The 22,300-nt window shown below is 33.8% G+C and carries 19 protein-coding genes, 1 tRNA gene and 1 pseudogene; 12 read left to right on the top strand and 9 right to left on the bottom strand.

Going from position 1 to position 22,300, the window contains the following annotated elements:
* The first annotated feature begins 38 nt into the window (after positions 1-38).
* The 4 genes and pseudogenes from ACP7AV_RS10880 to ACP7AV_RS10895 all read left to right on the top strand — a co-directional run bounded on the left by ACP7AV_RS10880 (position 39) and on the right by ACP7AV_RS10895 (position 3,889).
* Positions 39-803, top strand: coding sequence for a DUF4369 domain-containing protein (locus tag ACP7AV_RS10880; RefSeq protein WP_426065167.1), 765 nt, complete (start codon positions 39-41; stop codon positions 801-803).
* A gap of 18 nt (positions 804-821) precedes the next feature.
* A pseudogene (locus ACP7AV_RS10885) lies at positions 822-1,208 on the top strand (TlpA family protein disulfide reductase); the annotation flags it as partial.
* 174 nt (positions 1,209-1,382) lie between these two features.
* A tRNA-Tyr gene (locus ACP7AV_RS10890) sits at positions 1,383-1,463 on the top strand.
* A gap of 254 nt (positions 1,464-1,717) precedes the next feature.
* Positions 1,718-3,889 carry a S9 family peptidase gene (locus ACP7AV_RS10895; RefSeq protein ID WP_426091967.1) on the top strand — a complete coding sequence of 724 codons (2,172 nt, stop codon included), beginning with the start codon at positions 1,718-1,720 and terminating at the stop codon, positions 3,887-3,889.
* 95 nt (positions 3,890-3,984) lie between these two features.
* On the opposite strand, the gene ACP7AV_RS10900 is transcribed toward ACP7AV_RS10895, so the two are convergent.
* Complete coding sequence (locus tag ACP7AV_RS10900) at positions 3,985-5,028, bottom strand: NAD(P)-dependent alcohol dehydrogenase (protein WP_426091968.1); 1,044 nt, start codon at positions 5,026-5,028, stop codon at positions 3,985-3,987.
* Positions 5,029-5,260: 232 nt separating this feature from the next.
* Between ACP7AV_RS10900 and ACP7AV_RS10905 the strand changes: the two genes are divergently transcribed.
* Together ACP7AV_RS10905 and ACP7AV_RS10910 are read left to right on the top strand one after the other, a co-directional pair.
* Positions 5,261-5,695: a DUF6526 family protein gene (locus ACP7AV_RS10905; RefSeq protein WP_426091969.1), complete on the top strand. Its 435-nt coding sequence runs from the start codon at positions 5,261-5,263 to the stop codon at positions 5,693-5,695.
* Between the two features lie 101 nt (positions 5,696-5,796).
* Positions 5,797-6,366 (top strand): pentapeptide repeat-containing protein, encoded by a 570-nt coding sequence (locus ACP7AV_RS10910; RefSeq protein WP_426065162.1) that lies wholly within the window; start codon positions 5,797-5,799, stop codon positions 6,364-6,366.
* Positions 6,367-6,370: 4 nt separating this feature from the next.
* Here the strand turns inward: ACP7AV_RS10910 and ACP7AV_RS10915 are convergent, their stop codons facing one another.
* The 8 genes from ACP7AV_RS10915 to glyA form a co-directional block, all read right to left on the bottom strand.
* Positions 6,371-7,051: an ABC transporter ATP-binding protein gene (locus ACP7AV_RS10915; protein ID WP_426091970.1), complete on the bottom strand. Its 681-nt coding sequence runs from the start codon at positions 7,049-7,051 to the stop codon at positions 6,371-6,373.
* Between the two features lie 2 nt (positions 7,052-7,053).
* Positions 7,054-8,310, bottom strand: coding sequence for an ABC transporter permease (locus ACP7AV_RS10920; RefSeq protein ID WP_426091971.1), 1,257 nt, complete (start codon positions 8,308-8,310; stop codon positions 7,054-7,056).
* Positions 8,310-9,404 carry an efflux RND transporter periplasmic adaptor subunit gene (locus tag ACP7AV_RS10925; protein WP_426091972.1) on the bottom strand — a complete coding sequence of 365 codons (1,095 nt, stop codon included), beginning with the start codon at positions 9,402-9,404 and terminating at the stop codon, positions 8,310-8,312. Before ACP7AV_RS10925 ends, ACP7AV_RS10920 begins: the two co-directional genes overlap by 1 nt.
* 195 nt (positions 9,405-9,599) lie before the next feature.
* Positions 9,600-11,396 carry an ATP-binding protein gene (locus tag ACP7AV_RS10930; RefSeq protein ID WP_426091973.1) on the bottom strand — a complete coding sequence of 599 codons (1,797 nt, stop codon included), beginning with the start codon at positions 11,394-11,396 and terminating at the stop codon, positions 9,600-9,602.
* A gap of 10 nt (positions 11,397-11,406) precedes the next feature.
* Positions 11,407-11,859, bottom strand: coding sequence for a response regulator (locus ACP7AV_RS10935; RefSeq protein ID WP_426065157.1), 453 nt, complete (start codon positions 11,857-11,859; stop codon positions 11,407-11,409).
* A gap of 23 nt (positions 11,860-11,882) precedes the next feature.
* Entirely contained in the window at positions 11,883-12,446 is a 564-nt protein-coding gene (locus ACP7AV_RS10940; RefSeq protein WP_426065156.1) for a helix-turn-helix domain-containing protein, read from the bottom strand.
* A 176-nt stretch (positions 12,447-12,622) separates the two neighbouring features.
* Positions 12,623-13,216, bottom strand: coding sequence for a tRNA-(ms[2]io[6]A)-hydroxylase (locus ACP7AV_RS10945; protein WP_426091974.1), 594 nt, complete (start codon positions 13,214-13,216; stop codon positions 12,623-12,625).
* 121 nt (positions 13,217-13,337) lie between these two features.
* On the bottom strand, positions 13,338-14,612 hold the full coding sequence (gene glyA / locus ACP7AV_RS10950; RefSeq protein ID WP_426065154.1) for a serine hydroxymethyltransferase: 1,275 nt from the start codon (positions 14,610-14,612) through the stop codon (positions 13,338-13,340).
* 108 nt (positions 14,613-14,720) lie between these two features.
* On the opposite strand from glyA, the gene fahA reads away from it, so the two are divergent.
* From fahA to ACP7AV_RS10980, 6 genes are all read left to right on the top strand, one after another.
* Entirely contained in the window at positions 14,721-16,004 is a 1,284-nt protein-coding gene (gene fahA / locus ACP7AV_RS10955) for a fumarylacetoacetase (RefSeq protein ID WP_426065153.1), read from the top strand.
* 154 nt (positions 16,005-16,158) lie between these two features.
* Positions 16,159-17,343, top strand: a complete 1,185-nt coding sequence (locus ACP7AV_RS10960) for a hypothetical protein (RefSeq protein ID WP_426091975.1) — start codon at positions 16,159-16,161, stop codon at positions 17,341-17,343.
* A 474-nt stretch (positions 17,344-17,817) separates the two neighbouring features.
* On the top strand, positions 17,818-18,435 hold the full coding sequence (locus ACP7AV_RS10965) for a GNAT family N-acetyltransferase (RefSeq protein ID WP_426091976.1): 618 nt from the start codon (positions 17,818-17,820) through the stop codon (positions 18,433-18,435).
* 134 nt (positions 18,436-18,569) lie between these two features.
* Positions 18,570-19,763: an argininosuccinate synthase gene (locus ACP7AV_RS10970; protein ID WP_426091977.1), complete on the top strand. Its 1,194-nt coding sequence runs from the start codon at positions 18,570-18,572 to the stop codon at positions 19,761-19,763.
* A 223-nt stretch (positions 19,764-19,986) separates the two neighbouring features.
* On the top strand, positions 19,987-20,964 hold the full coding sequence (gene argC / locus ACP7AV_RS10975; protein WP_426091978.1) for an N-acetyl-gamma-glutamyl-phosphate reductase: 978 nt from the start codon (positions 19,987-19,989) through the stop codon (positions 20,962-20,964).
* Positions 20,965-21,083: 119 nt separating this feature from the next.
* Positions 21,084-22,220: an aspartate aminotransferase family protein gene (locus tag ACP7AV_RS10980; RefSeq protein ID WP_426091979.1), complete on the top strand. Its 1,137-nt coding sequence runs from the start codon at positions 21,084-21,086 to the stop codon at positions 22,218-22,220.
* Positions 22,221-22,300: the final 80 nt, after the last annotated feature.

Consider the following 22,300-nt stretch of genomic DNA (forward strand, 5'->3'; position numbering starts at 1 on the left):
AATACTTTTGCAGACTTAACTCAATTAACTAATTAATAATGAAAAAAATAATTTTATTACTTTCAGCGGCTGTAGTTTTAATTTCCTGTAGCAAAGTTGGCAAAGACGAATACCTCATTACAGGAACTGCAACAGGAATTGATAATGGTAAAACTATTATCTTGGAAACACAAGATGCAACCGGAATGATGTTACCAAAAGACACTGTAAAAGTTCAAAACGGTAAATTTGAAATGAAAGGATCTATTACAGAGCCTGCTTTTTACACCATTCAATTAGAAGGAGCACAAGCTAAAATACCTTTAATATTAGAAAATGGAGAAGTAACTATTGCCATTGATAAAGACAGCATTCAAAAATCTAAAGTTTCAGGTACTTATAATAATGACGAGTATGTAACTTTCAATAAAGAAATCACTCAAGTTCAAAAGAAACTTATGGATTTCCAAAGTAAAAACATGCAGGCAATGAATGCCGCACAACAAGCCAAAGATACTGTTGTAATCAATGGATTGATGAAAGAATTTTCTAAAATTCAAGAAGAAGTTGGTGTAGCTTCGAAAGCAAAATATGTTGCTTATGCTGAAACACATCCTAAATCATTTATTACTGCTTTGATTATCCAAGGTATGTTGAACGATCCAACAGCTGATGTAGCAAAATCTGAAAAGTTATATAATAATTTAGAAGAATCATTGAAAAAAACAAAACCAGGTATTGCCATCAAAACTAAATTAGCTGAAATGAAAGCGCCAGCTGCTGTAGGAGCTGCTCCTGCTGCTCCTGCTGGAGAAGCTAAATGAAGAGCAGATTTTTCTGGTTCTAATCCTCAGGGAAAAATTATTTCTCTAAAAGAAAGTTTAGGAAAAGTAACAATAGTAGATTTTTGGGCATCTTGGTGTGGACCATGTCGTCAAGAAAATCCAAATGTTGTTGCTCTTTACAAAGAATTACACCGTAAAGGTCTTAACATTATTGGTGTATCGTTAGATAAAGATGCCAAAGCTTGGAAAGACGCTATAGCAAAAGATAAATTAACTTGGAATCAGGTTTCCAATTTAAAATTTTGGGATGAGCCTATCGCAGCGCAATATAAAGTGGAGTCTATTCCAGCAACTTTTATTCTTGATGCATCTGGAAATATAGTCGCAAAAGATTTACGAGGAGATGCACTTAGAGCTAAAATTTTAGAACTTTTAGCTAAATAAACAGCTTCTTTGATACAAAATAAAAAAATCTCCCCAGTGGAGATTTTTTTATTTTATTCAATACCAATGTATTAAAAATAATACTGAAATTAAGTGCAAATTTAGTTTGGAAACATCGAAACAGTTTTTATATTTGCACCCAGTTAGCACAACAAGCAATGCTTGTTGAGTCTTGGGGAGATACTCAAGCGGCCAACGAGGGCAGACTGTAAATCTGCTGTGCAAACTTCGCAGGTTCGAATCCTGCTCTCCCCACTAGAACTCTTCAAGCAATTGAGGAGTTTTTTTATACCAATATTTTTATAAAATTGGTAAATTAAAAAAAATAGATTTTTGATGTATCAATCCTAATTTGTACTGTTGCGTGACAAATTATCAAATTACTTACAACAGGCTTTTATTTTATATATTTACTAAATAAAAGCATAGCCCTAAGCAAATAAATTAGGTTTATATCAGTTGTAAAAAGACTAACGTAAAAACAAACAACCACCCCTAACAAAATCAACATGATAAGAAAATTTTCGATCCTACTATTGTTTTTAATACAATTACAATCCGCAATCGCTCAAAATGGAAATGAAGCTGTTAATATTACAGATATGTTAAAAATTAAAACTGTTAGTAATGTAACGCTGACTCAAGATGGCAAACGAGCTGCTTTTACTGTGACTTCTATTGAAGCCGATGAAAATAATAAATTAGACTACAAATATCTCACACAAATTTTTACTACCGCTACTTTAAAAAATTCCTTACCCACACAACTTACTACAAATAAAGATGGAGCAACAAGACCGGCATGGAGTCCGGACGGCAAAAAAATTGCTTTTGTCCGTTCAGTAGAAGACAAAATGCAAATTTTTATATTATTAATGGAAGGTGGAGAACCTATTCAATTGACAAAACATAAATACGGTGCAACCAATCCGAAGTGGTCGCCAGATGGCAAAAAAATACTTTTTTCTGCAAGCATCCCGTTAAGAGATTTACTTCAAGACTCTATTTTAAATAAATCAAAAACAATTCCTACATGGAAAATGGAGAAACCCGGTTTTGACAAAAATGAACATTTGTTGACTAATAGTGATAAAGCAAATCCAGACGGAAATTTATCAGAAATAAGAGCCTATTTAGATAACAATGCAATAGATAAAAAAGCAATTGTATTGAATAAATTGAACTTTCAAAGTGAGTCAAATGTTTCTTCAGAAATAAATTTCAATCACTTCTTTGAAATAAATGTCTCCAAAGATGCTGAACCTCGTTTACTTACAAAAGGATTTTATAGTTTTAGTACTGCTGACTACACCCCAAACGGGAAACAAATAATGTTATCAGGAGATGTTGACACAATAGAAAATGCAGATCGTTCATTAGAAAGTGAGGTTTTCACAGTTGACACAAATGGCGAGAATTTTAAAATGATACTTGGCGAAAGCGGGAAAAGATACAATAGTGCCACTTTATCTCCATCAGGAAAATGGTTAGCGTTCTTGTCCAGTAATACTTCTTTTATAACCGTTCCTTCATTATCGATAATGCCTATTAATGGCACCGAAAAAGATATTGTAACAATCCCTTTTGATCGAAATAAATCGAATCTTACCTGGAGTAAAGATGACAAATATCTGTACTTTACCGCTCAAATGAACGGTGGTAATGTATTGCACAGAATTAACCGATTAACAAAAAAAATAGATGTTTTATCCAATGTTGATGCTGGTATTTCAAGTTTTGACATAGCAAATAATACGATTGTATTTTCTAAAACTCAGGTATCAAATCCTTCTGAATTATATTTTGCTGATGCCAATTTTAAAAATGAAAAAAAAGTAAGTGATTTTAATGATTGGGTTACAAATAAAAAATTATCTTTTCCTGAAAAGAAAACATTTATTAACGATTTAGGGATGACTGTAGAATATTGGATTATGAAACCATCCAACTACAAACAAGGAGAAAAATATCCGTTATTGTTAGAAATTCATGGTGGCCCATCAGCAATGTGGGGTCCAGGTGAAGAAAGTATGTGGCACGAATACCAATATTTTTGTAGTAAAGGATACGGCATCGTTTATGGTAATCCACGAGGTTCCGGCGGATATGGTTTGGATTTTTTAAGAGGTAATATTAATGATTGGGGCAAAGGTCCCGCAAGTGATGTGTTAACAGCATTAGACAAAACTATTGAAGAAGGTTGGGCTGACAACTCCAAGTTACTTATTTCGGGAGGTTCTTATGCAGGTTACCTAACAGCTTGGATCATAAGTCATGATAATCGTTTCAAAGCGGCTTGCGCGCAACGTGGTGTATATGATCTTAATACATTTTTTGGAGAAGGAAACGCATGGAGATTAGTTCCAAATTATTTTGGAGGGTATCCGTGGGAAACAAAGATAAAGGAAATTCTAACTCGTGAATCACCAATAAGCTATGTCCAAAATATTACAACACCTTTCATTATTTTTCATGGTGGCAACGATCGTCGTACCGGTTTTATTCAGGCAGAAATGATGTTTCGTAGTTTAAAAGTATTAAATCGACCAGTCGAGTTTGTCGTACACCCGGGAGCAACTCATGAAATAACTCGAAATGGTGACAATCGCCAACGAATGGATCAAATGCTACGAACTTATGAATTTTTTGAAAGATCCATTGAAAAAAGTAAAATGAACTAAAATTTATACACTCATAAATTGGAATTCAAATTCTAGAAAAACATAAAAGCCCTGTACATTATAAAACGTACAGGGCTTTTTTTTTAAACTGTTGGCTATAATGTTGCCATATCAATTACAAAACGGTAACGCACATCGCCTTTTGTCATTCGATCGTAAGCATCATTTATGTTTTTGATATCAATCATTTCGATTTCAGAAACAATACCGTGTTCCGCACAGTAATCAAGCATTTCCTGAGTTTCTGGCAATCCACCTATCAAAGAACCCGCTAAGCTTTTTCTTCCACCTATTAAGCTAAACGCACGAACTTCATATGGTGTTGGTGGTACTCCCACACAAATATGCACTCCGTTTACTCTTAACAGCGACATATACAGATTCAAATCATGTGGAGCAGAAACAGTATCAAGAATAAAATCGAAATACCCAGTTACACTTTTTAGTTGGTCTGCATCTTTAGTAACAATAAATTTGTGAGCACCTAATTTTTTAGCATCGGCTTCTTTCGCTGGAGATGTACTTAATACAGTAACCTCTGCACCAAAAGCAACACCAAATTTAACAGCCATATGCCCCAAACCTCCTAAACCTAAAACAGCTAACTTGTGTCCTTTCCCTACTTTCCAATGCTTTAATGGAGAATAAGTAGTAATTCCAGCACAAAGCAATGGAGCAACCGCAGCTAAATCTAATTTATCTGAAACATGCAAAACAAAATCTTCATGAACGACTATAGTATTGGAATATCCACCATAAGTAGGCGTTTTTCCATCCTGTCCTAAAGCATTATATGTTTCAGTACTTCCGTTTAGACAAAATTGCTCTAAACCTTCCTTACAGTTCTCACAGGTTCTACAAGAATCTACCAGACATCCTGTCCCTGCTAAATCTCCTACCTTAAACTTTTTGACATGACTTCCTATTTTTATCACTTTCCCTACAATTTCATGTCCCGGAACCATTGGAAATATTGCTCCACCCCAATCATCTTTTATTTGGTGAAGATCACTATGACAAACGCCACAAAATTGAATGTCGAATTGTACGTCATGTGGCCCAACTTCTCGTCTATCAAAATTCCAAGGGGCTAAATCTGTTTTTGAATCCTGTACTGCGTATCCTTTTGTAGGTATCATATTTTTAATTTTTTATAAAATTATGGAATTAATTCCAGTAGGAAGTCATAAGAATTCCGAAGGTTTTCCCAAAATTTGACTTTTGGCTTAATACTATAAATAAAAAATAGCCATTAAAATTTTTAAAATCAGCGCACAAAATTATATTGTTTTGACTTTCTGATAATTAAAAAATCATACTGACTTTAAAATAAACTGTTTTAACTATCTTTAAAAAAAATTAAAAAAAATCATGGGAACACAATCTTATAAAAATTACATTCGGTATTATCCGCCTCATCATTTTGTATATTATCCCGTCATAATGGCGTTTTTAGCTTTCAGCATTTATTTCAGTTTCACTAATGAAGATTCATTGATTTGGGGATTTATCAGTGTTGTTTTTGTGGTGCTTTTGTGCCTTGCCTTTATGTTGCGTCAGCATTATGCGTTGACTTTACAAAATCGCATTGTACGTTCAGAACTGCGCTATCGCTATTTTTTTATTACCGGAAAAAGATTAGAAGATTTTGAACACCAATTAAATGACGACCAGTTATTTGCGTTGCGTTTTGCCCCAGACAATGAACTTCCTGAACTTACGCAAAGAGCGCTAAAGGAAAATCTTTCGGGAAAAGCCATTAAAAAAGCCATTGTGAATTGGAAAGGAGATTACGATCGAGTTTAAAATTTTAAAATAATTATCTAAAATTCTAATTTTATAGCTCTGTAATTTTGTTTCTTTGTTGCGAAAAATAAGTACTTAAAACTTGAATTTAAAACTTATAAATGCCAGAATATTTTCTAGATATTGAATATAATAATATCATTTATAGCGAGGAAGAAGTCAATTTTAAGGAATTTGAATGCTGTACTTTTACCAACTGTAATTTCTCCCAATGTGCTTTTGTGGCGGTTACTTTCATAGACTGTACTTTTAATGATTGCACTTTTAGCAATGCCAAAATTAATTATGTCGCTTTTAGAACCGTGACCTTTAATCGGTGTGATATTAAAGACGTCAATTTTGCCATGTGCGATAAATTGATTTTCGAAATTGCTTTTACTGATTGTATTTTGGATTTCTCCAAATTTTATACCTTAAAAATCAAAGGAACATCATTCACCAATTGCAGTATTATTGCAGTCGATTTCATGAGTACTGATTTGACTGAAGTCGTTTTTGACAACTGTGATTTATACCGTTCTGAATTTGCAAAAGCAATTGCCAACAAAGCTAATTTTAAAACCAGTTATAATTATACGATTGATCCCAAAACAACAAAATTAAAGAAAGCCATTTTTGCTTTAGAAGGAATAAAAGGACTACTTTATAAACATGAAATTATAGTTCAATAGTGCTTTAAGAAATTATTTTTCCGTCTTCCATAACAATAATTCTGTTCGTTTTTTCGGCAAAATCAGTATCATGAGTAACAACTAGTAAAGTCTGATTTTTCTCTTGAGTTAATTTATTAAAAATATCAAAAACCAAGTCACTATTTTTCTTGTCTAAATTCCCTGTCGGTTCATCGCCCATTATAATCCACGGATCGTTTATTAAAGCACGTGCAATAGCTACCCGCTGTTTTTGTCCGCCGCTCAATTGATTTGGCATTTTCAGCGCCTGATCTTCCATGTCGAGTGTTTTTAAATGCTCCATAGCGCGATTCTCTAATTCTTTATTTGAATATTTAGCTAATTTCATCCCCGGAAGCATTACATTTTTCAACACATTATATTCTGCCAGTAAGTAATGAAACTGAAATACAAAGCCTATTTTTTCATTTCTGATTAATGCTAATTCTCTGTCGGTTTTTCCGGTAACAAGTTCGTTATGAATTAATATCTGACCTTCATATTCCGTGTCCATTGTAGAAAGTAAATACAACAAAGTTGATTTTCCACAGCCAGATTTTCCTACAATGGAAACAAATTCGCCATGATTTACTCGCATAGTTATTTCTTTCAACACTTGAAATTTTACCGGGTTGTAAAAATATTTATTAAGACCGATCGTCTCTAAAACAGTATTATTTTCCATCTTTATTTCCCTCTGATAATTTCTACTGGATCTACTTTACTAGCTTTTAAAGCAGGAAAAAGTCCGGCAATGGTTGTTGTAAATAATGCAAAAGTAATCCCGATACCATAAAATAGCGGATTGTAATTAACAGGATAAGTTTTTACCGTGGGTAACGAAGCCGTTTCAAACGGAATAACATCAATAATTGAGGAGAAAATATAGCCAAACAGCAAACCAAACAAACCTCCAGCAAGTCCAATAATGATAGAAAGCGAAACAAAAATCCATTTCACATCATTACCGGAAAATCCAGTGGCTTTCAAAATCGCAATACTGTCCATTTTTTCATAAATCATCATATTCAGAATATTATAAATTCCAAAACCGGCGACAATTAGCAACACCGCGCCAACGGAATAGGAAATGATACTTCGCACCGTACTTCCGGTTTCAAACTGAGAATTTGCAGTTTGATAATCAATCGCATCCAGATTAAAGTTATCCCGAAACTCTTTCGCAACAGCAGGTGCAGTAGCCATATTATATAAATTTAGCTGAATATCGGTGATGTAGTTTGTAGGTTCTCCCAATATTTTTTGGGCTGTCGCCAAAGAGGTAAAACTCGTCACATTGTCGATTTCAGCAATCCCAATTTCAGAAATACCCACAATTTTAAGCGAAGCTAAATTTCCTTTAGAAGTGGTAATCTTGATAATGTCACCTTTGGTAAGAAGCATTTTATCCGATAAACCTTTTCCAATAATAATGCTATTATTTTGAAGCAAATCAGCTACTTTTCCCTCTATGATGTAATCACTGATTTTAAATAATTTATCTTCAGATAAAACATCAATTCCATTTATTATCCCTGAAATTTCGATCGTCCCCGAATTAAAGAAAACGGGTGAAGTCACCTTTGGAGCAACATCAATCACGCGAGAATCTTGTTTTAAAACAGCCAAAATTGTTTTGCTGTTATAAATGGATTTTCCACGGTCTTTGGGCTTAATCGAACGAACAAAATTGGTTTTTTTCTTGAACGCTTCGGATGAAAGTATGGGTTGATTTTCCGAAGGCTTTATTTCATTATATAGCAGTATATGGGGCGTTCTATTGAGCATTAAGCCATCTAATAAATCATTTAAACCATTCATAAAACTAACCAAAGCAATAAACATAGCAATACTGAACGTTACGCCAATAGCAGCAACAATCGTTTGCTTCAATCTTGCACGAAGCAAATGCATAGCAATATTTAAAATCAGTTTAAAGTTCATTATTTGGGTTTATAGATCGTTTCTTCAGCGGTTAATCCTGATATTATTTCCACTTTTTGATAATCGCTCAAACCGGTTTTCACTTCCCTTTTTTCTTCTTTGTTTATTAAAACATATTTGCCTTCTATCAAATACGATTTTGGAATCGTGATGGTATTCTGCTTTATCTGAATGATAATATTGGCTTCAGCAGTAAGATTTGGATACAGTTTTAAAGGTGGTTTCATAAAAGATGCTTCGATTTTAAAAGTACGGGATCGCTCGTTCATTATCGGGTAAATTTTATCAATAACGGCCTCAAAAACCTGTCCTCTATAACTATCCATTGTCACCAATACTTTTTGTCCCGTGCTCACGCGAACCATATCATTTTCGTCCACTTCTAATTCCAATAAAAAGGAATCGGATTGACCAATTATCGCCAAAGGAGTTTGCGGCGTAACTAATGTTCCTTCTTTCACCAATACATCAAACAATTGTCCGGAAAAGGCACTTTTGACGATAAAATCACTTTGGGATTTCTGGTTTATTCGTAGATTGACAGCATTTCTGCTTTGATCATTCTCCAATTGGGCTTTGAGTTGTTCCAATTGTTTTCTAGCCGATTCATGATTAATTTTGGAACTTTTGAATGCTAATTCTACTCTTTCAAAATCAACTTCCGAAATGCCTCCCTGATTTTTGATGTTTTTATTTCGGTTGTAAATGGATTCGTCCAACGTTAATTTATCTCTGCTTGATTGGACTTTCATTTGCATTTCGGCAATTTTATCTTGGATATACCGACTGCTTTCCAGACTTAATTGATACGCTAAAAGAGCGTTTTCCGTATTCAATTCCGCTTTATCACTTTCCAATTCAAATAAAGACTGTCCTTTAGTAATGTATTGACCAGCGGTAACATTTACTTTTTGTAACGTGCCGTTTACAGTAGCGTAGACCGTATATTGTCCTTCTGCTTTGATAACTCCAGAGGCATAAACACTTTCCGTAACTTCACCTATTGTTGGTTTAATTTCTTCTGCTTTATTTTTGGAACAAGAAAGCAAACTGAGGAGTAGCAAATAAAATAATAATCGTAATTGTAAACTCATTTCGCTTCTTATTTAATTTTTTGAATTGTTGTGAATTCTTTCTATAAATGTACAACAATATCCATTTTGAAGCTACATTCATTAGTTCAAATTAGAAGTGAGAAAAAATTTAATACGCTAAAATATGAGGTAAACTGAAGCTTTTTAACGCATGAAAGCATAATACTATTTCTTGAATAATTTTGAAAACTTTTATTAAAGCGAATCTCTTCTTGGAAAAAATATGTAGAATTTAGATCCGAGATTAGGCGTGCTTTTCACTTTGATAAAGCCTTGATGATTTTCCACAATTCTGCTGCAAATAGCCAGTCCAAGCCCAGTTCCTGCGTATTTAGAATCGGTTTCCAATCGTTGGAATAAAAGAAATATTTTCTCGGCATATTCCTGTTTAAAACCAATTCCATTATCCGAAATTACAATCTTATAATACTCCTTCTTATTATCTATATCATAATTTCGTAAGTCTCTTTTTGTAACCTTTTTAGAAACTATGCTGATTTGAGGATTTACTTCCTCCCTGCTGTAATTAAGCGCATTGGAAATTAAATTAATAAAAAGTTGTTTAATCTGGAAAGGTATGGCGATAAGTGTTGGTAACTTACCAATTAAAATTTCTGCCTTTTTCTCTTCAATACTGCACGATAAATCAAGGAGAACTTCGTCTAAAACTAAATTTAAATCCGTTGCTGCAAAAACCTTGTCGCCTTTTATTGTTCGGGAATAATTTACCAAATCAATTAACAATGTCTGCATTCTATTTGCCGCAGTTCGTATTTTAGAAAAATAATCTTTTCCTTGTTGTGTCAGCAAATGCAATTCTTTTTCTTCTAATCTGGAAATAAATATTTGAATTTTACGCAATGGTTCTTGTAAATCGTGGCTCACAATATTATTAAATGATTCCAGTTCTGCATTTATATATTCCAGTTCTTTGTTATTATTTTCTAATTCAAGCGTCTTGTGGTGTTGACTTGTAATGTCATAAATAACGCCTATTTTGAATGAATCTCCATTTCCATCTGTAGTAAAACTTCCAACAGCCCTAATATGTTTTACTTCACCGTCAGCAGTTAAAAATCGAAAATTCATTGCAGTAGATTCATTATTTATCAAAGAATCGTCGTGTATTTTAGTTACATATTCTAAATCCTCAGGATAAATAAAGGCTTTTGTATTTTCAATATTAGGTTCGAAAGCATTAGGTTCAACTCCCATTAAACGGTATAAATTATCTGAAAAAGTGTAGGTGTTCGCTTCTATGTTTAACATCCAATGTCCAAATCCTGCTGTCATTTCTGCAGTGTTATAGGACTTATTAAGCAATTTTAATTTATCATTTGCTTTCTGCAGTTCCGCAATATCCACATTCATTTTATTAAAAGACAGAAATAAGACCAAAAGCGTTACAATCACCAATAAAAAAGCTGTGATAATCAAGTCATTCAATTCAAACTGATGACTGTCGTTTTGCAGCTTTGTTTTTATATTTTCCGAAAATAATATTTTGCTAACAAAGCTTCTCATCATTTCAGTAACTTCGCTGCTTTCAACCATTTTTGCATTCAATGCCAATCGATTGTCATTTTTACTTTTTGCAACAATCAATGTCTCGCGAAATAGCTTAAATCTTTGGTCTATAATTTTTTTGAGGCTATCAATATCTTGATTTCTGGATGAATCATTGACCGATAACTCTTTTAATTTTTCAATACTTCGTTCAATTTTACCACGACTTAAAAATCGATTTTCAATATAACTCTCGTCTTTTGTAATGATGAAACTGCGTAAACTTGTTTCGTAATTACTGATTACGGATAACAGGTTTTCTAATTCATCTTGGGATTCATTGGAATTTGCAATCAGTTCAACGGTTGCGTTGAGCTTTTGCATTTGATAATAAAATTGAGAAGCAATGTACAGCACGACTACAATGGCTAGAGCCAAAGCGATTTTGAATACTTGAGCATTTTTCAGTAATCTTAAAATTTTCATTTCTTAAGATTTATAAACTATGGAAAAAGGTTTCCTTATTTAAGCCTAAAGATTGGTATTGCCAGTTCATATTTACCACATCTTTAATTACCTTTTTTAATTTCGAAAAATCGTTTGGCTTTTTTATATAAATATTGGCCCCTTCCACTAAAGTATCTTCGATATCTTTTTCTGACGAAGATGTAGAATATATTGCTATAGAAACATCATTGAAACGAGCATTTGCTCTTATTTCGCGGAGACATTCATTACCCGTTTTGCAAGGCATATTTAAATCTAGAAATAAAACATGTGGCAGCTTATTTTCAGGATTGTGAAGATAGTCCATCAAATCTTTTCCATCTTTACAGGAAGTCAGCTTATTATCCATTTTTAGCTCAGCCAACGCTTCATTAAAAAGTTGAATATCATCGTCATCATCGTCAGCAATCAAAATATGTATTCTATTTATATTATTAATCATGAAATATTCAGGTGTAGGTAGTTTTATTTAATATCGTTTGATAATTTTCTTCTTTTTTCAACTATTCTTTTAAACATGGATGGCGTCAATCCGGTAACTTTTTTGAATTGTGTCGATAAATATGCAACACTACTGTAATTTAATTCATAAGAGATCTCCGTTAAACTAAATTCTCCATCTAATATTAATTTTTTGGCTCTTTCAATTTTTTGAATAATAATAAAATTCTCTATTGAAGTATGTGTGTACTCCGAAAAAATATTGGTAATATAACCATATCTAGAATTCAGCTTTTCAGATAAATATTGCGAAATTGTTGTACTTGGAAATTTATCTTTTTCATAAATAATTTCAACAATGGCATCCTTTATCTGCTGAATCAGTTGCCCTTTGGGATTATTTATAATGTGGATTGAATAGCAATCTAATGCCGTTTGAAGCTGTTCAAAAATCTCAATTGAAACATCATCATTAATTTCAATTTGACCTAAACTTAAAACTTGGTATTCAATATTTAATTTATCTAAATGGTCTTCTAGTATTCTGCGACAAGCAATATTTCCATCGTAATTGTAATTAAGCTTCATCCTGTGAATGTATTGTTAATAATTGATTTATTTCTAAAAAAGATATTAAATATTGCGAATCGATTATTACTACTTAATTTTTGTCCCAAATGGCAAAATCGTAAGGAATAAAAATACAATCAACTACCTCAAAAACAATTACCTAACGCAATTAAAATTTAAAAATATCGAAATACCTACCCGTGAATCGTTTCGTTTTTACCATAATTAGCAATAATGCACTCTTCAAATTCCAGCCACTCTCGCCAACGTTTTTCTACATCAATTCCCACACCATATTTTCTAGCGTATGTAATGAAAGTGGTATAATGTCCTGCTTCGCTTTCCATCAAATCTCTATAGAACACGGACAGTTCTTCATCGTTGATATTTTCTGAAAGTACTTTGAAACGTTCACAACTTCTGGCTTCTATCATTGCCGAAAACAATAACCGTTCCACTAAGCTGGAAATTCTGCTTCCGTCGCTGCTTTTTTTCATGTATAAATACAATTCATTTACATAATCGTCTTTGCGCTCGCGACCCAATTTGAGTCCACGTTTGATAATAATATTGTGAACTTGCTCAAAATGATCGATTTCTTCCTTGGCTAAAGCCAATAAATCCTTCACTAAATCCTGATGTTCTGAGTTATTAGTGATAATCGTAATTGCGTTTGTAGCTGCTTTTTGTTCGCACCAAGCATGATCCGTCAAGATTTCCTCAATATTCTTTTCTACAATATTGACCCATCTTGGATCAGTTGGTAATTTTAATCTTAATACAGACATAATTTAAATCTTAAAGTTAGAAAGTCATAAAGTCGAAAGTCGAAAGCCAAAACTAAGATAGAATATTAAATTCTATTCAAAGACTTTCGACTTTCGACTTTAAAAATTTTAAAACGATTTATTAGTATACGAAAATAGCTCTTTCGCTCATCATTTCGTTTACTTCATTTGCTACAGCCTCGATTACATCTTCGTTGGTATGATCCATCAAAACTCTGTCTATTAAAGCAACTATGGTTTCCATATCTTCCTCCACAAGACCACGAGTGGTAATTGCAGGAGTTCCTACACGAATTCCTGAAGTTACAAATGGTGATTTATCATCAAATGGAACCATGTTTTTATTTACTGTAATTTCTGCTTTTACTAACGCGTTTTCAGCATCTTTCCCAGAAATGTTTTTGTTTCTTAAATCAATCAACATCATGTGATTGTCCGTTCCGCCAGAGATGATTTCATAGCCTCTTTTTACAAAAGCATCCGCCATAGCATTCGCATTTTTTTGTAATTGCAAAGCATACGTAAAAAATTCATCTTTCAACGCTTCACCAAAAGCAACTGCTTTTGCAGCTATAATGTGCATTAAGGGACCACCTTGATTTCCTGGGAAAACAGCTAAATCCAATAGAGATGACATCATTCTGATTTCTCCTTTTGGCGTGGTTAAACCAAATGGATTTTCGAAATCTTTACCCATCAAGATTAAACCTCCACGAGGACCACGTAATGTTTTGTGAGTTGTAGTTGTTACAATATGGCAATGAGGTAATGGATCATTCATTAATCCTTTAGCGATAAGACCTGCAGGATGAGAAATATCAGCCAATAAAATAGCGCCAACACTGTCAGCAATTACTCTGAAACGTTCAAAATCCATATCACGGGAATACGCCGAAGCTCCTGCAATAATTAATTTTGGTTGTTCTCTCGTCGCTATTTCTTGAATTTTATCATAGTTCAATCGTCCTGTTTCTTTGTCTACACCATAAAAAGAAGGAGTATACAAACGTCCTGAAAAATTAACTGGCGAACCATGCGTTAGGTGACCGCCATGAGATAAATCAAAACCTAAAATTTTATCTCCAGGCTTAATACAAGCGTGGTAAACCGCTGTATTTGCTTGTGAACCGGAGTGTGGCTGCACATTTGCGTAAGCCGCACCAAATAATTCTTTGGCTCTGTCAATAGCAATTTGCTCCACAACATCAACTACTTCGCAACCGCCGTAGTATCTTTTGCCAGGATATCCTTCAGCATATTTGTTAGTTAAAACAGAACCAGCTGCTTCCATTACTTCGTCGCTTACGAAGTTTTCCGATGCAATAAGTTCTAATCCGTGAATTTGTCTTTCTTGTTCTTCTAGAATAAGGTCAAAAATTTGTTCGTCGCGTTGCATTTTTTTGATTTTCGTTAATTTGATGCAAAAATACAAAAAAACGTTTGGTTAATAGTTAGATTATAATATATTTGATGAGTAATTTTTTAACAAAATAATTAACAAAATATGCCAATAACAGCTAACGATACCAACAGAAAATCATGGCTAGAAGTACTTGTCAATAGTGATTTTCCTATTCAAAATATTCCTTTTGGAGTTTTTCTTACCAAAGAAAATATAGTAACCGTAGGAACCAGAATCGGGGATTTCGCCATTGATTTGGGAGCTTTACAACAATTAAATTATTTTGAAGGCATTGAGCTGACGGATGATATGTTCATGCAGGACACTTTGAATGATTTTATTTCCGATGGTCAAAAAACATGGCGTTTGGTTCGAAACCGAATTGCAGAACTTTTTGATGTGACAAATTCAAAATTACAGGATAATGCCAAAGATAGAGACATCATAATTTTCAGGATGGAAGATGTAGAAATGCAATTACCGGTGCTTATTGGGGATTACACAGACTTCTACTCCAGCAAAGAGCATGCAACAAATGTAGGGAAAATGTTCCGTGACCCTGAAAATGCATTGCTACCAAACTGGTTACACATTCCTGTGGGCTATCACGGAAGAAGTTCCACGATTGTTCCTTCTGGAATTCCAGTTCACAGACCGATGGGACAAACGTTGCCAAACGGAGAAACCACACCAGTTTTTGGCCCTTCCCGTTCTGTCGATTTTGAACTTGAAACAGCTTTTATTACTACAGATGTAAATATAATGGGCGAAAATATCTCGGTTACTGAAGCTGAAGAATATATTTTCGGAATGGTTTTATTAAATGACTGGAGTGCCCGAGATATTCAAAAATGGGAATATGTTCCGCTGGGACCGTTCTTGGCAAAGAATTTCGCCTCTTCAATTTCGCCTTGGATCGTGACTATGGATGCTTTAGAACCTTTTAGAACCAAAGGTCCAAAACAAGAACCAACGCCTCTTCCCTATTTACAACAAAAAGGAAAACATTCTTTTGACATTAATTTAGAAGTGGCCATTCAGCCTGAAAATGCGGAAGCAACAGTTATTTCTCATTCTAATTTCAAATACATGTACTGGACAATGAGCCAGCAATTAACACACCATACTTCTAATGGTTGTCGTGTAAATTCAGGCGATATGATGGGATCTGGTACTATTTCCGGGCCTACTCCTGACAGTTTTGGTTCGATGTTAGAACTAACTTGGGGCGGAAAAAACCCAATACAATTGAAAGATGGAACTGAACGTAAATTTATCAATGATAATGACACTGTGATCATGAAAGGACACTGCCAGAACGGACATGTTCGCATTGGTTTCGGTGAAGTTTCCAGTAAGCTATTGCCACCTTTCGTTAGAAAATAAAAGGAATAAACATAGAATCTAAAAACCTAACAACTATACTACTTTTGTTGGGTTTTTTTATGGCATTATTTTTGAATTTTGGAAATTAGAATACTTACTCTGTTTAAAAAAAGTAGCATTTCCATCAAAAATGACTTCATTAATCCTATCGCTTATGAAAAAAATTACTCTTTCATTATTCCTGTTTCTCATTATTTCCTCCTGCGGCGTAAAGCAAACCCAAAATTTAGTAGGCTCCGGAAATTACGATCAGGCAATTGATAACGCCGCATCCAATCTGCGAACAAATAAAGATAAAAAAGGCAAACAAGACTATATTTACTTACTCGAGGAGGCTTTCGCCAAAGCAAAAGATCGGGATTTGAATGCCATTAATTTAATGGCTAAAGATGCTAATCCGGCTCAATTGGAAAAATTATATAATACGTATTTACAATTGAATTCGCGTCAGGAAAAAATCAAACCTTTACTTCCTTTAAGGTTAATCAAAGAAGGACGAAATGCCATTTTCCCACTTGATAATTATAACGATCAAATCATTGACAGCAAAAATGCTTTGTCCACTTATTTGTATGCTAATGCCAAAAAATTAATGGCAACATCAGACAAGATGAATTATCGAAAAGCGTATGATGACGTGGATTATTTAAATCAAATAAATCCAAATTACAAAGATGTTTTGCGATTGATGGACGATGCAAAATACAAAGGTTCTGATTACGTTTCAGTTTACACCAAAAACGAAACCAACATGATCATTCCGGTCCATCTTCAAAATGATTTATTGGATTTCAGTACATTAGGATTAAACGATAAATGGACTGTTTACCACAGTAACAAACAAAAAGGATTCAATTATGATTACGGACTGATGATAAATTTTAGAGAAATTTACATTTCGCCAGAGCAAATTAAAGAAAGAGAATTTGTAAAAGAACGAATTATCAAAGACGGTTTCAAAAAACTGATTGATGCCAACGGAAAAGAAGTGCTGGACGAAAAAGGTAAAGTAGTTATGGTAGATAATCTCAAAACTGTAACAGCACGAATTTATGAATTCCGACAATTTAAATCCTGCCAAATTACGGCTAAAGTGGATTATATAAATTTCAGAAACAATCAACTTTTACAATCTTTTCCTTTAACCAGTGAATTTATTTTCGAAAATATTTATGCCACTTTCAAAGGAGATCGACTCGCTGCTGAAGATAATTATTATTCTTATTTTGATAGAAATCCAATTCCTTTCCCTAGCAGTGAACAAATGGTTTATGACACTGGAATTGACTTAAAAGCTAAAATTAAAGATATTATCACTCGAAACAGCCTAAGAAACTAATATTTTTAAGACTTTACAACTTTATAAAACTTCTTGATAATCAATTTTAATAAGGAGTTTTTTTAATTTAAATAAATCAACAATACATTAAAATTTTGTTAGAAAACAGAAAAGTAGTGTTGCGTTATAAAAATATGTGTACTTTTGAACCAATGAATAAATCAAGTTTACATATAACTTCTTTGTCACGGACAAACAGACTTACAACTTCTCCCGAAGTACGGATGCTATAATTATAGTACCCAAAAGCTGTTTTGTATTTTTATTCATTTTTCATTCTTTTCATTTTGAAATCACCGCTATTTTCCATTGGAATAATTTATCCAAAAACTAATACTTGTTTAATTCTATTGCATTGTAGTTCAATTTATTGCACAACAATCAACAGTTTTATTGTTGTATTTGAATTTGGTAAAAATGCATTTCAAAAACAAATATTAAAATCATTTTTTAACTCAAAATTCAGCTTTTGAAATGAATATTTCTATCATTATAACTCAGGAAGAACACTATAAATATTCGCATGAAATATGCGATACCATAGAATTATCCGCACTATTAAGAGGTACGGGAATTGCTAAGAGAACTCCTGAATACATCCAGAAAAAAATGGAAAGTAAGGATGCCATAATTGCATTAGACAACGGGAAATTTGCTGGTTTTTGTTATATCGAAAGTTGGCAGCACGGTAAATATGTTGCACATTCAGGATTGATAGTTCACCCTGATTACAGAAATTTAGGATTGGCAAAACAAATCAAATCGAAAGTATTTGACTATTCTTTGGAGAAATACCCAGATGCTAAAATATTCGGAATTACAACTGGATTAGCAGTAATGAAAATCAATTCTGATTTGGGATATAAACCGGTTCCGTTTTCAGAATTGACGACAGATCCAACTTTTTGGGCCGGTTGTAAAACCTGCACTAATTTTGAAATCCTAAAAAGTAAAGACAACAAAATGTGTTTGTGTACTGGAATGCTTTACGATCCAAAAGAAAAACCTAAAGATCCGCCTGAACATCCATTTAACGTTAGAGTATTAAACAGATTAAAATCAATTAAAGAAGCCTTGTTCTTAAAAAAATAAATCCCCTCCCCAGCCCTCCCCGAAGCGGAGGGAGCCAAGGAGCCAAAAAAAAACACTTAAATAAAAATTCCCCTTTACCGGTTTCGGCTCCCCTTCCTTCGACTGGGGATGGGGCGAGGAAAAAAAATAATATCATGAAAAAAGTAATACTAGCTTACAGCGGAGGATTAGACACCTCCTATTGCCTAAAATATTTAAAAAACGAAAAAGGATATGAAGTTCATACCGTTCTTATAAATACTGGCGGATTTGATGAAACGGAGTTAGCCGATATTGAAACAAGAGCTTACGAATTAGGAAGTGCTCAACATACAAATCTTACCATCGTCGATAAATATTATGACAAAGCCATAAAATATTTAATTTATGGAAATGTATTAAAAAATAATACCTATCCATTATCAGTAAGTGCCGAACGTGTTTTTCAAGCTATCGAAGCGATTAAATATGCAAAATCAGTTGGTGCCGAAGCAATTGCACACGGAAGCACTGGCGCAGGAAATGACCAAATTCGTTTTGATTTAATTTTCCAAACCATTGCTCCCGAAATTGAAATCATCACTCCTATTCGTGATTTAAAATTATCAAGACAGGAAGAAGTGGATTATTTATCTAAAAATGGAGTTCATTATTCTTGGGAAAAAGCACAATATTCCATCAATAAAGGATTGTGGGGAACAAGCGTAGGCGGTAAAGAAACATTGACGTCAAATCAAACTTTACCAAGTGAAGCGTATCCTTCGCAATTGCAAAAAACGGGTGAAGAGAAAGTTACCTTACAATTTGAAAAAGGACAACTAGTAGGTATCAACGGGAACTTGGATACCCCAACAAAAAATATCGTTGCATTAGAAAAATTAGCCAGCGCATATGCAATTGGTAGAGATATTCATGTTGGTGATACGATAATCGGAATAAAAGGAAGAGTTGGTTTTGAAGCCGCTGCGCCTTTAATCATCATTAAAGCACACCATTTATTAGAAAAACATACGCTGGGCAAATGGCAACAATACTGGAAAGAACAACTGGGAAACTGGTACGGAATGTTGTTTCATGAAGGACAATTTCTAGATCCTGTAATGAGAAACATCGAGGCTTTTCTGGAAGATTCCCAAACCACAGTCAACGGTACCGTTATCGTTTCTCTAAAACCATATCACTTTACATTGGACGGAATTGAATCTGAAAATGATTTAATGAATACCACGTTTGGTCAATACGGAGAAATGAACAACGCATGGACCTCTGACGACGCCAAAGGATTTATCAAAATTCTGGGGAATGCCCAAAATATATTTTCATCAGTAAATAAACTGACACACGATTAATTGAAATTCTGAATTAATCAATAAATATAAAATTTAACCACATAGAAACATAGAAAAAAGAACTTATATAGACCAATTTTTGGTTACACAAAGCTATATTTTACTCCAATAAGTGAAACGCTTTATAAAATTAATAAAATCTATGTATCTATGTGGTTAAAAAATAATACAAATCGAATTACTCCAACAAGGATTAATTCTAATATGTTTAAAAAATAAGATTATGATTAATATTGGAATAATTGGCGGTTCAGGTTACACTGCGGGCGAACTTATCAGAATATTGATGTTTCATCCCAATGCAACACTTGATTTTGTGTACAGTACGACAAACGCCGGAAAACCACTTCATGTCGCGCATCATGATTTGATGGGCGATATCGAAATGAATTTTACCGATACTGTAAATCCAAATGTGAATGTAGTTTTTTTGTGCTTAGGACACGGTAAATCAAAATCGTTTCTAGAGCAAAACCAATTTGCGAGTCATACCAAAATCATCGATTTAGGAAATGATTTCAGATTGACAAAAGACAAAGATTTCAAAAGTAAATCTTTCGTTTACGGTTTGCCAGAATTAAACAAAGCGAATATAAAAAATGCCCAATTTATCGCTAATCCAGGTTGTTTTGCGACAGCAATACAACTGGCATTATTGCCTTTGGCTAAAAACGAAATGCTTACGACTGATGTTCATATCAATGCCACAACCGGAAGTACAGGAGCTGGAGTTTCACCTTCGGAAACGACGCATTTTAGTTGGAGATCGAACAATATGTCACATTATAAAGCTTTTGAACACCAACATTTGGGCGAAATAAACCAAAGTGTTAACCAATTGCAAGCGGATTATACAAACGAATTGATTTTTGTACCCAACAGAGGGGATTTTGCCAGAGGGATTTTTGCAACACTATACACAACAATCGAAGAAAATTTGGAAGATGTAGTGGCAAAATATGAGGCTTTTTATAAAGATCAACCTTTCGTAACTATTACCACCACTGAAATTAACATGAAACAAGTGGTTCAAACGAATAAATGCATTATTAGTTTAATGAAAAAAGGAAACCGGTTATTGATTACTTCCGTAATTGATAATTTAACAAAAGGGGCATCAGGACAAGCCATTCAAAATATGAATCTACTATTTGGATTGGATGAAACCACCGGATTGCATTTGAAACCAAGCGGATTTTAATCCCCTCCCCAACCCTCCCCGAAGGGGAGGGAGCCAATATGCAAAAAAAATAAAATAATCAAATTCTATCTCGTCACCCTCCCCTTCGGGGAGGGTTGGGGTGGGGAAAAATATTTATTATGAACTTATTTGACGTTTACCCATTATACAACATCACTCCTGTAAAAGCCCTCGATTGCACTATTACAGATGAAAAAGGAGTGGAATATTTAGATTTATATGGTGGTCATGGAGTAATTTCCATTGGACACACACAACCGGATTATGTTGCCAAATTAAAAAATCAATTGGATAATATTGGTTTTTATTCCAATGCGATTCAGAATCCATTGCAAGTAGAATTAGCAGAGAAATTAGGGAAACTCTCCGGATTGGAAGACTACACTTTATTCTTGTGCAGTTCTGGAGCTGAAGCCAATGAAAACGCCTTGAAACTGGCCTCTTTTCACAACAATAAATCTCGTGTAATTGCTTTTGATAATTCCTTTCATGGAAGAACTTCGGCGGCAGTTGCGGTTACAGATAACAAAAAAATTGTTGCGCCAATAAATGCGCAACAAATTGTTACTTTCTTGCCATTGAACAATATCGAGTTGGTAGAAAACGAACTAAAAAAAGGCGACGTCTCTTCTGTTATCATTGAAGGTATTCAAGGAGTTGGTGGTTTAGACCAAGGGACAACTGAATTTTTTCAGGCATTAGAAAAAATGTGCGAAACTTACGATGTCGTTCTGATTTTGGACGAAGTGCAATCAGGATACGGAAGAAGCGGAAAGTTTTTTGCACACCAACATCATTACATCAAAGCAGATATTATTTGTCTGGCGAAAGGAATGGGCAACGGATTTCCTATAGGCGGAATTTTGATTTCTCCAAAATTTACAGCGAGTTATGGATTATTAGGAACTACTTTCGGTGGAAACCATTTGGCTTGTGCCGCTGGAATAGCAGTTTTAGATGTGATTAAAAGCCAAAAATTAATGGATAACGTAAATGATGTTTACGCCTATTTCTTAGAAGCAATCAAACAAGTTCCTGAAGTAATTAAAGTAAAAGGAAGAGGATTAATGTTAGGAGTAGAATTTGATTTTGACGTAAGTGATCTTCGTAAAAAAATGATTATCGACAAACATATTTTTACAGGAAACGCGAACAATAAAAACTTATTAAGAATTCTTCCTCCATTGACAATCAATATAGCAGCTATCGATACCTTTATTATATCTTTAAAAGAAACATTGGCAGAATTGAAATGATTTTTTAAACATATAAGTCATCTAAGCTCTTAAACTTATGTGACTTATATGCTAAGATTTTTTTCTAAAATAGCAAAACC

Origin of the sequence: Flavobacterium sp. DSR3-2, assembly GCF_049896525.1 — a bacterium.
Classification (GTDB): Bacteria; Bacteroidota; Bacteroidia; order Flavobacteriales; family Flavobacteriaceae; genus Flavobacterium.

Coding starts and splice junctions, on each gene's coding strand:
- ACP7AV_RS10880 (WP_426065167.1), top strand. CDS start 39: ATGAAAAAAATAATTTTATTACTTTCAGCGGCTGTAGTTTTAATTTCC.
- ACP7AV_RS10895 (WP_426091967.1), top strand. CDS start 1,718: ATGATAAGAAAATTTTCGATCCTACTATTGTTTTTAATACAATTACAA.
- ACP7AV_RS10900 (WP_426091968.1), bottom strand. CDS start 5,028: ATGATACCTACAAAAGGATACGCAGTACAGGATTCAAAAACAGATTTA.
- ACP7AV_RS10905 (WP_426091969.1), top strand. CDS start 5,261: ATGGGAACACAATCTTATAAAAATTACATTCGGTATTATCCGCCTCAT.
- ACP7AV_RS10910 (WP_426065162.1), top strand. CDS start 5,797: ATGCCAGAATATTTTCTAGATATTGAATATAATAATATCATTTATAGC.
- ACP7AV_RS10915 (WP_426091970.1), bottom strand. CDS start 7,051: ATGGAAAATAATACTGTTTTAGAGACGATCGGTCTTAATAAATATTTT.
- ACP7AV_RS10920 (WP_426091971.1), bottom strand. CDS start 8,310: ATGAACTTTAAACTGATTTTAAATATTGCTATGCATTTGCTTCGTGCA.
- ACP7AV_RS10925 (WP_426091972.1), bottom strand. CDS start 9,404: ATGAGTTTACAATTACGATTATTATTTTATTTGCTACTCCTCAGTTTG.
- ACP7AV_RS10930 (WP_426091973.1), bottom strand. CDS start 11,396: ATGAAAATTTTAAGATTACTGAAAAATGCTCAAGTATTCAAAATCGCT.
- ACP7AV_RS10935 (WP_426065157.1), bottom strand. CDS start 11,859: ATGATTAATAATATAAATAGAATACATATTTTGATTGCTGACGATGAT.
- ACP7AV_RS10940 (WP_426065156.1), bottom strand. CDS start 12,446: ATGAAGCTTAATTACAATTACGATGGAAATATTGCTTGTCGCAGAATA.
- ACP7AV_RS10945 (WP_426091974.1), bottom strand. CDS start 13,216: ATGTCTGTATTAAGATTAAAATTACCAACTGATCCAAGATGGGTCAAT.
- glyA (WP_426065154.1), bottom strand. CDS start 14,612: ATGCAACGCGACGAACAAATTTTTGACCTTATTCTAGAAGAACAAGAA.
- fahA (WP_426065153.1), top strand. CDS start 14,721: ATGCCAATAACAGCTAACGATACCAACAGAAAATCATGGCTAGAAGTA.
- ACP7AV_RS10960 (WP_426091975.1), top strand. CDS start 16,159: ATGAAAAAAATTACTCTTTCATTATTCCTGTTTCTCATTATTTCCTCC.
- ACP7AV_RS10965 (WP_426091976.1), top strand. CDS start 17,818: ATGAATATTTCTATCATTATAACTCAGGAAGAACACTATAAATATTCG.
- ACP7AV_RS10970 (WP_426091977.1), top strand. CDS start 18,570: ATGAAAAAAGTAATACTAGCTTACAGCGGAGGATTAGACACCTCCTAT.
- argC (WP_426091978.1), top strand. CDS start 19,987: ATGATTAATATTGGAATAATTGGCGGTTCAGGTTACACTGCGGGCGAA.
- ACP7AV_RS10980 (WP_426091979.1), top strand. CDS start 21,084: ATGAACTTATTTGACGTTTACCCATTATACAACATCACTCCTGTAAAA.